This is a genomic window from Aurantibacter sp. (assembly GCF_042094015.1).
GTDB lineage: Bacteria > Bacteroidota > Bacteroidia > Flavobacteriales > Flavobacteriaceae > Aurantibacter.
This window is the reverse complement of sequence record NZ_JBELDZ010000065.1, coordinates 1-13134: the sequence shown is the minus strand read 5'-3', so window position 1 is coordinate 13134 and position 13134 is coordinate 1. Positions and strand designations below refer to the sequence as shown.

General features: G+C 27.7%; 13 protein-coding genes. All 13 read left to right on the top strand.

The features are described 5' to 3' along the window. The first annotated feature begins 76 nt into the window (after window positions 1-76). The 13 genes from pseB (at window position 77) to ACFDSN_RS09460 (ending at window position 12957) form a co-directional block, all read left to right on the top strand. A complete protein-coding gene (pseB, locus tag ACFDSN_RS09520; protein ID WP_375239618.1) occupies window positions 77-1108 on the top strand; it encodes a UDP-N-acetylglucosamine 4,6-dehydratase (inverting) in 1032 nt (343 codons plus the stop codon). Next, entirely contained in the window at window positions 1108-2253 is a 1146-nt protein-coding gene (gene pseC, locus ACFDSN_RS09515) for a UDP-4-amino-4,6-dideoxy-N-acetyl-beta-L-altrosamine transaminase (protein ID WP_375239617.1), read from the top strand. The genes pseB and pseC overlap by 1 nt, the downstream gene beginning before the upstream one ends. Beyond that, window positions 2246-2926: a pseudaminic acid cytidylyltransferase gene (gene pseF, locus ACFDSN_RS09510; protein ID WP_375239616.1), complete on the top strand. Its 681-nt coding sequence runs from the start codon at window positions 2246-2248 to the stop codon at window positions 2924-2926. Before pseC ends, pseF begins: the two co-directional genes overlap by 8 nt. Further along, complete coding sequence (locus tag ACFDSN_RS09505) at window positions 2926-3489, top strand: GNAT family N-acetyltransferase (RefSeq protein ID WP_375239615.1); 564 nt, start codon at window positions 2926-2928, stop codon at window positions 3487-3489. The genes pseF and ACFDSN_RS09505 overlap by 1 nt, the downstream gene beginning before the upstream one ends. Next, on the top strand, window positions 3486-4346 hold the full coding sequence (locus tag ACFDSN_RS09500; protein ID WP_375239614.1) for a methionyl-tRNA formyltransferase: 861 nt from the start codon (window positions 3486-3488) through the stop codon (window positions 4344-4346). Before ACFDSN_RS09505 ends, ACFDSN_RS09500 begins: the two co-directional genes overlap by 4 nt. A 2-nt stretch (window positions 4347-4348) precedes the next feature. After that, window positions 4349-5359, top strand: coding sequence for a pseudaminic acid synthase (pseI, locus tag ACFDSN_RS09495; protein ID WP_375239613.1), 1011 nt, complete (start codon window positions 4349-4351; stop codon window positions 5357-5359). Then, a complete protein-coding gene (locus tag ACFDSN_RS09490) occupies window positions 5360-6700 on the top strand; it encodes a hypothetical protein (protein WP_375239612.1) in 1341 nt (446 codons plus the stop codon). Then, entirely contained in the window at window positions 6690-7961 is a 1272-nt protein-coding gene (locus ACFDSN_RS09485) for a hypothetical protein (RefSeq protein WP_375239611.1), read from the top strand. Before ACFDSN_RS09490 ends, ACFDSN_RS09485 begins: the two co-directional genes overlap by 11 nt. 251 nt (window positions 7962-8212) lie before the next feature. Next, window positions 8213-9046: a hypothetical protein gene (locus ACFDSN_RS09480; protein ID WP_375239610.1), complete on the top strand. Its 834-nt coding sequence runs from the start codon at window positions 8213-8215 to the stop codon at window positions 9044-9046. Window positions 9047-9108: 62 nt separating this feature from the next. Next, the gene (locus ACFDSN_RS09475; RefSeq protein ID WP_375239609.1) at window positions 9109-9828 is read left to right on the top strand and encodes a phytanoyl-CoA dioxygenase family protein; all 720 of its coding nucleotides are present in this window, start codon (window positions 9109-9111) and stop codon (window positions 9826-9828) included. After that, complete coding sequence (locus ACFDSN_RS09470) at window positions 9825-10577, top strand: hypothetical protein (protein WP_375239608.1); 753 nt, start codon at window positions 9825-9827, stop codon at window positions 10575-10577. Before ACFDSN_RS09475 ends, ACFDSN_RS09470 begins: the two co-directional genes overlap by 4 nt. Beyond that, complete coding sequence (locus ACFDSN_RS09465; RefSeq protein ID WP_375239607.1) at window positions 10570-11844, top strand: hypothetical protein; 1275 nt, start codon at window positions 10570-10572, stop codon at window positions 11842-11844. Before ACFDSN_RS09470 ends, ACFDSN_RS09465 begins: the two co-directional genes overlap by 8 nt. A gap of 3 nt (window positions 11845-11847) precedes the next feature. Then, window positions 11848-12957 carry a glycosyltransferase gene (locus ACFDSN_RS09460; RefSeq protein WP_375239606.1) on the top strand — a complete coding sequence of 370 codons (1110 nt, stop codon included), beginning with the start codon at window positions 11848-11850 and terminating at the stop codon, window positions 12955-12957. The last annotated feature ends 177 nt before the right edge of the window (window positions 12958-13134 follow it).

The window sequence follows — 13134 nt, the reverse complement described above, 5'->3', positions numbered from 1 at the left end:
GAATAAAAAGAAAAACACAAACACAACAGACTACCGGTGGTAGTCGAGAAAAATAAATATTAATAAAAAAACAAAAATGTTAAATCTAAACGGAAAATCAATTTTAATTACTGGTGGAACAGGTTCTTTTGGTAAAATGTTTACAAAACTAATTCTTGAAAGAAATCCAGAAGTAAAAAAACTTGTGATTTTATCTAGGGATGAACAAAAGCATTTCCAAATGGCACAAGAATTTCCTTCAGAACAATATCCTGCTATGAGGTATTTTATTGGAGATGTTAGAGATAGATCAAGATTAAAAAGAGCTTTTGAAGGCATCGATGTTGTAATTCACGCTGCTGCTATGAAACATGTCCATTTAGCTGAATATAACCCAATGGAATGTGTTAAAACTAATATTAATGGCGCCGAAAATGTTATTGATGCAGCTCTTGATTCAGAGGTTCAACATGTAGTCGCTCTTTCAACAGATAAAGCTGCGGCCCCAATAAATCTTTATGGTGCTACAAAATTAGCTTCTGACAAATTATTTGTAGCCGCAAATAATATGAAGGGAAATAGAGATATTCGTTTCTCTGTCGTTCGTTACGGTAATGTGATGGGGTCTAATGGATCTGTCATGCCTTTTTTCTTAAATAAAAAAAATAAAGGTGAAAAATTCCTTCCAATTACAGATGATCAAATGACACGTTTTAATATCTCTTTAAAAGATGGTTGTGAAATGGTGTTTTACGCTATTGAAAAAGCTTGGGGAGGAGAAGTTTTTGTTCCAAAAATTCCGTCTTACAAAATTTCTGATGTAGCTAAAGCTATTGCTCCAAATATGACTCAGAAAGTAGTAGGAATCCGTCCTGGAGAAAAATTACATGAGGAGATGATTACTGCCTCTGATTCATACAATACAGTTGATTTAGGGAAATACTATGCAATTCTACCGCAGAAATCTCCTTATTCGCAATACTCTAAGCAAGATTATAAGAAAGCTTTCAATGGATTTGATGTGGCCAATGGTTTTTCCTATAACTCTGGCAATAATTCAGATTGGGAAACAATAGAATCTTTAAGAGAATTAGTTAAAATACATGTAGATCCTAATTTTAAAGAATAATGAATAAGATACCTTACGGGAGACAAAATATAGATCAAAAGGATATTGATGCAGTAGTTACAACTCTTCAATCTGACTACCTTACGCAAGGCCCTAAGGTTAAAGAATTTGAGGTAAAATTCGCAGAATATGTAGGAGCAAAGTATGCAGTTGCAGTTAACAATGCTACTTCTGGTTTGCATCTTTCTGTATTAGCTTTAAATCTTTACAAAGGGGATAGAGTTATTACCACTCCTATTACTTTTGCAGCTTCAGCAAACTGTATCCGTTACGCTGGTGCAGAGGTTTGGTTTGCTGATATTGCCCCAGATACTTATCTACTAGATATTAATTCTGTAAAAGAATTGATCGAATCAAAGCCAAAAGGTTTTTTTAAAGGAATTATACCTGTTGATTTTGCTGGTCTACCTGTAAATATGGAAGAATTTAGAGCCTTGGCAGACATACATAATCTCTGGATAATAGAAGATGCTTGTCATGCGCCTGGTGGTTACTTTATAGATAGCAAATCAGAAAAAAACTTTTGCGGAAATGGAAATTATGCGGACATTGGAGTTTTCTCTTTTCACCCTGTAAAGCATATTGCTTGTGGGGAGGGAGGAATGCTTACTACAAACTCTAAAGAATTATACGAAAAGTTGTTGCTGATTAGAACTCATGGGATTACCAAAGAGAATATGAGTGAAAACCATGGGAACTGGTACTATGAAATGAAAGAGCTTGGCTTTAATTATAGGCTAACAGATTTTCAATCTGCATTGGGAATTACTCAATTAGCAAAAAATAATGAAGGAGTGGCGCGAAGAAATGAAATTTCAGTAGCTTATAAAAAAGCTTTTGAAGGAAAAATTAAGTTTCAGTATTTACCCAAAGATAGATATAATGCTCATCACCTTTTTATTATAGAGGTTGAAGATAGAAAAGAACTGTATGATTTTTTGCATTCTAAAGGGGTATTGGCACAAATTCATTATGTGCCTGTTCATACAATGCCTTATTACAAGAAAATAGGGTATTTAGATGCTGATCTTAAACATGCAGAAAAATATTATTCAAGATGTATCAGTTTACCAATGTATCCAACGCTATCAAATAAGGAGCAAGATTTAGTAATTGACCATGTAAATCAATTTATCAATGGGTAATCTTTGTATCATACCGGCCAGGGGAGGAAGTAAAAGAATTCCTAGAAAAAATATTAAGGATTTTCTAGGCAAACCAATTATTTCATATTCTATCCAATTAGCACTCGGTTCTGAGTTATTCGATGAAGTTATGGTTTCAACTGATGATGAAGAGATTGCTGAAATAGCAAAAAAATTTGGGGCAAAAGTTCCATTTATGAGATCTACTGAGAATTCAAATGATTTTGCTACTACTTTTGATGTAATTGAAGAGGTTATTCAAGTTTATAAATCTCAGGGTAAGGAATTTGAAAATCTCTGTTGTCTTTATTCTTGCGCACCTCTAATTACTAATGAGCTTTTATTAAAGTCTTATGATCTATTAATTAGTGGAAAGTTTGACTCAGTATTCCCAATTATTGCTTATGGTTTTCCAATACAGAGAGCACTTCGGATAGATCTAAAGAGAGTATCGATGATGCTTGAAGAGAATTTGAATGTTCGATCTCAAGATTTAGAAGATTCATTTCATGATGCGGGCCAATTTTATTGGTGTAACATTAAACAGTTATTGGTTTCTAAAAAAATATTAACCCAAAATACTGGTGGTATTAAAATTTCAGAATTAGAAGCTCAAGATATTGATACAGAGATAGATTGGAAGATGGCTGAATTAAAATATCAATTAAAATAATGAAATTTCCAACTAACTATAATTGTTTAATCCAAAATGAGTTTAAAGCTCTAGATCATAAAATAGTTCCAATACGCTATGAAGATAGGTTAGATATAATGAAGTGGAGAAATGAACAAATGTATCATTTAAGGCAAGATAAACCACTTACAGAAAAATCTCAAGATAATTATTTTAATGGAATTGTTGCTAAACTATTTGATCAAGAAAAACCGAATCAAATTTTATTTTCATATCTTAAAAATGGTAGGTGTATTGGTTATGGAGGCCTGGTTCATATTAATTGGATAGATAAAAATGCTGAGATTTCTTTTATAATGAATACTGATCTAGAGGAAAACCATTTTCATTTTCATTGGTCAACATATTTAAAAATGATAGAATCTTTAGCTTTTGAGGAACTTGGTTTTCATAAACTTTATGTGTACGCGTTTGATTTAAGATCTCATCTTTATAAAGTTTTACTTGATTCAAATTATTTTAGAGATGCAATTTTAAAGGAACATTGCTCTTTTGATAATAAATTTATTGACGTTGTTATTTATTCCAAATTAAAGTCATGAAACTAGGAATTCTTTCAAGTGGAAATTTAGGAAAAGATACTCTCGAGAAAATTATTCTCAATTTTAATGTAGTATTTGTATTAACAGATAGTAATTCTCAGGGTATTTTGTCACTTTGTAAAAAAAATAAAATTCCTTATTTCAAAGGAAACCCAAGAAATGGTATTGGGTATGATTTTATGAAAAAAATTGAAGTTGATATCATAGTTTCAATTAATTATTTATTCTTAATCGAGAAAGACATAATTCAACACTCTAAACAACTTTCATTTAACATACATGGTTCATTATTGCCAAAATATAGAGGAAGAACACCTCACGTATGGTCAATAATTAATAATGAGAAAGTGACGGGAATTACTGCTCATGTTATTGATGAAGGTTGTGATACGGGAGATATTATTTCTCAAATTAAAATTCCAATAAATAAGATTGAAACAGGAGCTGAAATATTAAATAAGTTCAAACTAGAATATTATAATTTAATACTTGGTGTTTTTAAGAAATTAAATTCAGGAAAACTAGAATTGATAAAACAAGATGAACAACTAGCAACTTATTTCGGGAAAAGGACTCCAGCTGATGGCCAAATAAATTGGGATTGGCAATCAGAAAGAATAAGAAATTGGGTACGCGCCCAATCTTATCCATATCCAGGGGCATTCACTTTTTTTAAAGGTGAAAAAATTATAATTGATGAAGTAAAAGTGTCAGATTTTGGTTTTAAAGATCAAATAGTAAATGGTACAGTCTTAAGTACAAATAAAAATATTGTTGTTAAAACTTCGAATAAAGCCCTAGAATTAACTAAATTAAGAAATCCAGTAAAAATTAAAGTTGGAGAAATATTAGAATAAAGATGAAAAATAAAACATTTATAATAGCAGAATTGTCAGCAAATCATAATGGAGATATAAATGTTGCTTTAGAAACAATAAGGGCTGCTAAACGGTCTGGTGCAGATGCCATTAAATTACAAACTTATACGGCTGATACTCTTACAATAGACTGTAAAAATGAGTATTTTCAAATAAATCACGGTACAGCATGGGATGGAGAGTATCTTTACGATCTATACAAAAGAGCATTTACACCTTGGGAATGGCATGAGGAGATATTTAAAGTTGCCAATGAAGAAGGTTTAATTTGTTTTTCATCTCCTTTTGATTCTACTGCAGTTGATTTTTTAGAAAAACTAGATTCTCCTATATACAAAATAGCTTCTTTCGAAATTCAAGATATACCTTTGATAGAGTATGCTGCAAGCAAGGGAAAACCTATGATTATTTCTACGGGTATTGCAGAGATAAATGATATAGAATTAGCCATTGAGGCGTGTAAAAAAGTGGGAAATACTGATATAACTATATTAAAATGTACTTCAGCATATCCTGCTGACCCTAAGGATGCCAATTTATTAACTATTCCAGATATAGTAAATCGCTTTGGAGTAAAATCAGGATTATCAGATCATACTTTAGGGACACAAGCTCCGGCTATAGCAGTAGCGATGGGTGCTTCAGTAATTGAAAAACATTTTATTCTTGATAAATCAATAGGAGGACCCGATGCTCATTTTTCTTTAGATGAAAAAGAATTTAAACAAATGGTTGGTGCTGTTAGGCTAACCGAAAAACTAATGGGAAAAGCAGACTATGAAATGACAGAAAAAAAGAAAAAAAGTCGTCAGTTTTCTAGATCATTGTTTGTAGTTGAGGATGTGAAAAAAGGAGATGTGCTAACAAAAGAGAATGTAAGATCTATTAGACCTGGTTTTGGTATGCACCCTATGTATTTTTCAGAATTAATTGGAAAAAAATTCAAAAAAGACATTAAAAGAGGAACTCCTATGAACTTAGATTATATTTAAATGAAAATATTATTTATTGAAAACAGGTATAAAACTTCTTGGTGGGAATTAATAGCAAAAGAATTAGAAAATCATGGACACGAAGTTTGTTTTTTAATTCAAAATAAACGGTTTAAACCATATATTGGAAATTGTTATATAATTCCATACCCTAAGAAATTTGAGTTTAAAAATAAAGTTAGGTTTGATTTAGATAAAGTAATTAAATCAAATAGAGGCTTGAATTTTTTTGGAATAAAAAATGATTGTTTTATTTACTATTATCATGAAATTATTGATGATTTTATAGAAAATTATAATCCTGATGTTGTTTTTGGGGAATCCACAAACTTTCATGAATTAATAACAATATCTGCTTGTAAAAAAAGAAATATTTTATATCTTAATCCTAGTACCTGCAGGTATCCTACCGAAAGATTTTCATTTTATCAATATGATTCATTAGAGCCTTATTTTAATTCTGGAGAATTTTTAAAATCTGAAGCTGCAATAAATATAATAGACGGTATCATACAAAAAAAATCTATTCCAGATTATATGAAAAAAATCAAATATGAGCTATCTATAAAAGAGATAATAATTGATAGATTAAATTTGGTTTTAGATTATTACAAAGGGGAAAAATTTAATACCCCATCACCCATGAGGTTTTTGAAATTAAAATATAACTTAAAGAAAAATCTGAATGAATGGAAAAAAATGTCTATTAAAGTTAATGAGCTAAACAAATCCTCTTTTTTAATTTTATATCCTCTACAAATGCAACCCGAGGCCAATATTGATGTTTGGGGTCATAAAAATTCAAATCAACTTGAAGTCTTAAAATCTATTAAAAATAAATTGAAGGAAGGTGAACTTTTGATTGTAAAACTAAATCCGAAATCAAAATATGAGGTTTCCACTAAGCTAATTGATTTTATTAAAAAAAACAGAGAAAAAGTTATAGCTATTAGTGAAGAGACAACCATGACTAAGTTATGGCCATTAGCTAATTTAATTATAACTGTTACTGGAACGGTTTCTATCGAGTGTGTTTTGGATAATAAACCAGTAATTGGTCTTGGAGAAGGAATTCAAATGAAAGAAAAAAACTGTTTTAATTCTTTAAAAGAATTACGACAAGTGATTAATCTAATAAAGACAAATAATTATCCAATCATTAACAAAGCTGAAAAAGTTGAATTTTTAAATAAAATAGTTGCAACCAGCTTTAAAGGCGTTAATGGAGATGGTCTTCATAATAGAAAGTATATTAAAGACTTTCAAAAAACTTTCAAATCTTATTTGAAAGTCTTAGATCATCTACAAAATAATCTTTCAAACAAGTCTAATGAAAATTAATTTTGATAATCATAAGTGGCTACAATCTCAAAAACCACAAACAAAGTTTGGATATGATTTTTTTGGTAGACCAATATTTAAAAACAAAACAGAATTAAATTTTCATGATATAGAAGGTATTTGGATTGCAATTAAAAAAGAAAAAAAAAATATTGAAATCATATCTGATGTTTGCGGTAGTCATAGAGTTTATTATGAAGTTGTAAATAATGTTTTATTTCTTTATGATAACTTAGATAATACAAATTGCAAGGAAATAAATGAAAATGGCCAATCTTATTTTAATGAGAATGGTTACTTTTTTGGATCAGATACAATTTATAAAAGTGTTTATCGACTTCCTGGTTTAGTAAAAACTGTAATAAAAGAAGATGAAATTACAGAAACTGATTTGTTTTTTTCTATTGATGACAATAATATTGATTTTAAATCAGATTTGATTCTTTTCTTAAAAGAATCTCTTAAAGAAAGAGTTAATAATAATGTAATTTTAATGTTTAGTGGAGGTTTTGATAGTATTTCGATTGCTAAGTGCTTAATAGAGCTTGATATAAATTTTAAAGCTGTTTTTTTTGATGATTCTAGAAGAGATGCTGAGAAGCTAAAAGCTTTAAAATCAGCAAAAAAACTTAACCTTAATTTTGAGATTATAGAATTAGAAATTGGAGATGAATTAGACTATTTGATTGATAATTTTCAGAAATTTGACAAACATTATAGTAAGTTACATTACTACGCTGCAAGAAAGATTAGTGATCTTTTTGGTCCTGATTCTTATGTAATAAACGGGCAAGGCTCTGATTCTATTTTAAGTCTCGGGCCAAGTGAATTATCGTTGCAAAGTTTTTTGAAAAGAGCAGCTATATATAGTCCATGGTTTTTGAGATTTTTTATTAATTTATTACTTTCTTTAATCTACAGAAAGTTGCTTTACATTCGAAATGACTCCAATAAGTTTTATCAATCTTTTAGTTCATTTAAACGATATTTATTAGTAAATTATGATAACAAATGTTCCTCATACTTAAATCTAATTTCATCAAAGGATTTTATTTATAGCTCAAAAATAAGAAAACTATTATCTATTAAAAGATTTGGTTTTATAATGGGGAGTGACAACCAGGTAGTGATAAATAGTTTAAATGCTTTTAACATAAATCGAATAATTTTGCCATTCAGTAGTGTTTTTATGTTTAAGCACAGTATATATAGCATAAGCAGATTTAAAGAAATATTTTCACCAAAAAAAATAATTAAATGAAAATATTCAGATTATTTCTTTTTGGAGGTTTAATTTTTACCGACATAATTAAACATTTTACAGGAATTGAATTTTTATCTAATATTATAATATTATTTATTCTTGTTGATTTATCTACTAATTTATCAAATTTTTATTTAAGAGAAATATATTTAATTTTCACAGTTATATTATTAACTTTTATATCTATTATTGTTTGGGATTCTACTTATACTATTTATTCTTATATTGGTATAATTCCTGTAATATGGTTGTTAAAAACCATCCCCTTAATTAAAATTAGAAAATTTTTAATTTTAATTTTAATCTTTAATTTCATAATTGCATTTTATGAGTATTTCTTTCAAACATATCTTTATGAGGCACTTGCATCCAGGAATGGTGACGAAATTTTACTTTCATATCGAGAGATATCAGGAAATGTAATTCGTTCCAAAGGTATTTTTGCAGGCCCACTATCTTTGGGGAACTTTGCTCTTGGAATAACTTTAATTTTCAGAAAAAATAAATATATATATATTCTTTCTCTATTAATTTGTTTAATGTGTAATGCTAGATTAGGTATTTTATGTTTAGCGTTTATCTATTTTTTAGATTATTGGAAGTTTAATTTTAAAAAAATATTCAGTTTATTTCCTGTTGCTTTTTTTTTATTTTTAATTGCTACCTATATTTTGGATACTTCAGGTTTATTAAGAATAATTAATGTTTTTGATTTACAATCTAACAATCATACTATGAGATTATATTTCATGGCATCTGCTGTTTCACTTTTTGGTGATTACAGCTTAGTTGAAATGTTTTTTGGAAACAGTGGAGCTTTGTTAGCAAAAGTTGGAAATAATGCAGAAAGTGGTTGGCTAACATTATTAGTGGAAAACGGTGTTGTAGGTCTTTTGTTTTACCTAGGTTTTTGGATATATGCTTTCTTAAAAAGTATTCGTTTAAAACTTGATAGTGGATCATCTAGTCTCATTATTTTATTTGTTATAATGGGATCTCAAACATATTACCTAAGTGTAATTGGCCCTTTTTTATTCTGGGTTCCCATATTAAAAAACTATATTAAACCAAAACAATTATGATTAAAACTATAGCAAATAAACTGATGAGATCTTTCACAATATTTAGTTTGTCAAGATTATTGTTGATAAGAATATACCCTTTTTTCAGGGAGAACAATGTATACATATATAGTGGTGAAAATATTATTCACGATACGAATAAAATTTATTCTGAACTTTTAGAAAGTGGGTATTCTTCAAATATTAAAATACCCTATCAGATATTAAAAGATATTATTGAGTATTCTAAATTATCTAAATATAAAGGCCAGTATGGTGAGAAAAATTATTTAATTAATTATGAAAATCCATCTAATCCAGGAAATGATATTTGGTATGGTAATTACAATTTATTGAAAGAATGTGATTCTGTTAAAAAGTTAGTTTTTAATAAAGATGTTTTAAAAATTTGCGAATCTTATTTAGGGCCAAAATTTAAGTTAATTAGCTGTCACTCGTGGTGGTCTTTTCCTCCTTTGAACAATAAATCAAATCATCAATATGGTTATCATTACGATATTGATTCACCTAAGTTTTTAAAAATATTTATATACTTAACAGATGTTGATCTTGATTCTGGGCCTCACGTTATCGTTCCTGGGACTCATAAGCGAAAATCGATAAAAGAGAAGTTAAATAGAAGATTAAATGACATGCAAATAGAATCTAATAAAAATTATAATAATCCAATAATAAAGATTGGACCAAAAGGGTCAATGTTTTTCGAAGATACTTTCGCATACCATAAAGGCACAACTCCTGTTAAACCCAGATTAATAATGCAAGCTGAATATTCAATATGATTTTAAATAAAATACTTTCATTATTTCTTTGTTTATTTATACCTATTAAACTTAGTAGATTCATATTAAATCGTTTAGGTCATAATATTAACAAGTCTGCAAAAATTGGTTGTAGTTTAATATGGGGTACAAAGTTAAATCTTGGCCCTAACTGTAAGATTGGAAACTTTAATATCATTTCTGTTGTAAATTTAGAGATGCAAAATGGTTCTTTAATTAGAAATATGAATATTATTTATGGTTTATTTACTGTTATTTTATCTAAAGATTCAAGAATTGGAAAACAAAATAATATAACTAGATCTAAATCAAAAAGTATTGTAATAGGAGTATCGCAATTATATATAGGTGAACTATCTTGTATTACAAAAAAAACAATAATAGATTTAACGTCAAGTTTAACTATTGGTAATTTTTCTCAAATAGGTGGAGTAGGGACACAAATATGGACACATGGTTATATTCATGCTACTTCTGGGCCTGATAGGTTTAGAGTAGATGGTTCAGTTAATATTGGTAACAATGTATATATTGGATCAAGTTGCCTCTTAAACCCTGGTGTTAGTATTGGAGATAGTATTAACATAGGTGGTAATTCAACTGTTTCTAAGGATTTATTAACTCCTGGAATGTATGTTTCACAGCCTCTTAGATATCTAGATAAAGATTATGATACAATCAAGGATCATTTTAAAGAAGTATTAAACTATAGTTTAATAGAAAAGGTTTACAAGAAAAAAAATGATTAATAATTATTTAAATAAAACAACATACAAAAGAGTTTTCAGTTTAATTATAATTTTTATAATATTTAAATCTATAGGATTTGTTTCTCCATTAGGTTTACAAGAGGTGATTAACTCTGATGAAATATTTGGAATTTTTGAATATACTTTAAATATTGGTCAGATATTTACGGGGCTATTTGTTTTTGGCCTAGTAGGGTCTTATGGTTATTTTATTATTAAGAACAATGAAAATGAACTTAAACCTTTATTTCATCTTCACTTTCTTGTTATAGGTTCTGTAATATTTTTATTCGCATTATTTCAGCCAAAACTAATTGGAAATATCTATTTTGATTCAGTTGTATTAGGTGCTGTTTTTGCAAATCAAATTATAATATCAGCTATTTTAAAAAGTGAAAATCAAAACAATCTATCTGTAATAGTTGATACAGGTGTTTATTCAATAATGTTTCTTTTTTTTTTGTTATGCTATTCAGGTGTAGTTGAATATAGCCAAGTCCTCTGGCAATTATTATTACTATTGTATTTATTTATAACTACTTTTTTTTATCATTTTAAAAAAATTAAAGGGATAAAAAAAATGAAAATTAAACATTATAGAAAAATTTATAATTTTGGTGTTTTAATTTTAATTTCTTCACCACTTTTAGTTTTATTAACAAGTAGTTCTCGGATATATATAGAACATTTTTTAGATTATTCTTATGTAGGTATTTACTCCTTCTATTTTAGATTATCAACAGCTATATTAGTAATATATAGGGTATTTGGAATTTTAATGTTCAATAAATTTTTCTCAGAAGACCACAGGAAATTAGATTTATATTTTTCATTAATTACAATTATTATCTTTATTATTAATTTTTTTGTCGTTATTTTCTTGCCATTTATTTTAGATGGGCGTTATAATAAATGGGACTCTATAGACGAAGATTATTCAAATTTATTACTACTATGTGGTATCAATGTTTCTTTGTGGATCAATTCAGCTTTACTAGAACCGATAATTCAGCGAGAGAATCAGGTTAAAAGTTACATATTAATTCTTTTATTACTTCTATTTTCATTAATTGGAGCTCTATTACTCTATGATAAAATATTCACTACAACTATATATTCAATTATTATAATTAACTCAGTCTTAATTTATGTTTTTTTTATTGCACAATATATATTGTTAAGCAAAAAAAAAATATTTTTTAATAAAACATTAATAGTTAATATTGGTTTGGGGTTCATTTACGCTATTATTTTGATCACACTATAGAATATGAAAATTTTACATATAGGTAAATATTACCCTCCTTATTTTGGAGGAATTGAAAAAGTAAATTTTGATTTAGTTGAAGGGCTTAATGAAGCTGGTGTTAAAACAGATGTTATTTGTTTTAATAATAAATACAAAACAGTAATAAAAAAGAGTAGCTATACTATTTTCAGAATGAGTAGAATAATTGAAATATTTTCTGTTCCATTTTCTCTGTCATATTATATAAAACTTCTATGTATTGTTAATAATTATGATATTGTGCATTTGCATTTGCCTAATCCATCTGCAGCGATTTCCCTCCTATTAACAAATTTCAAAGGAAAAATAATTTTACATTGGCATAGTGATATCGTTAAACAAAAGTTTTTTAAAAAAATATATTCACCTTTTGATAATTTTATAAAAGGAAAAGCAAAAATAATAATAGTTACCTCAAAGAATTATCTTGACAACTCAAAAGATCTAAGGAATTATAAAGAAAAGTGTAAGGTAATTCCATTAGGAATAGACAATTCTGAATTAGTTGCAGATAATTCATTTTTTAAAGAATTAAAAAATGTATATAGAGGAAAAAAAATAATATTTTCATTAGGTAGGTTAACATATTACAAAGGATTTGATTATTTGATTGATGCTGCTAAAGAGTTAAAAGACGATACTTTAATTTTACTAGGTGGTACAGGTGAATTATATTCGGATTTAAAAAAACAAATTATAAATGCAGATTTACAAAATAAAATAAGGTTATTAGGAAAAATCCCATTTAATCATCTTGAATCCTATTTTAAATTAGCTGATATTTTCTGTTTACCATCTGTTCACAAGTCTGAAGCATTTGGTGTAGTTTTAATTGAGGCAATGAGTTTGGGTTGTCCGCAAGTTGTTTTTAATATTAAAGGCTCAGGTGTTCCATGGGTAGTTCAAAATAATAAAACTGGTTTAGTAGTAGAAAGTATTAATAGTAGATTATTAGCTAAGAAGTTAAACTTGTTAATTTCTGATGATGATTTATTAGAAGAGTTTAGTCGTCAATCTATCAAGAGGTATAATATATTATTTAAAAAGCAAGAAATGATAACTAAAACATTAGAATTATACAATAAAATATAAATGAATAATTTTTTCACTAAAACTAAAGAAATTATAAAATCTTATGGATTTTCAATAGTTTCGTATGATCTTGAAAGACCCTGGGGTGGTTTTTTGGTAATTGATGAATCCCAGGCACAAGATTTTTCCAATAAATTCTTTAATGGCATAGATGTAAATACTTTAAAAATTGATGGT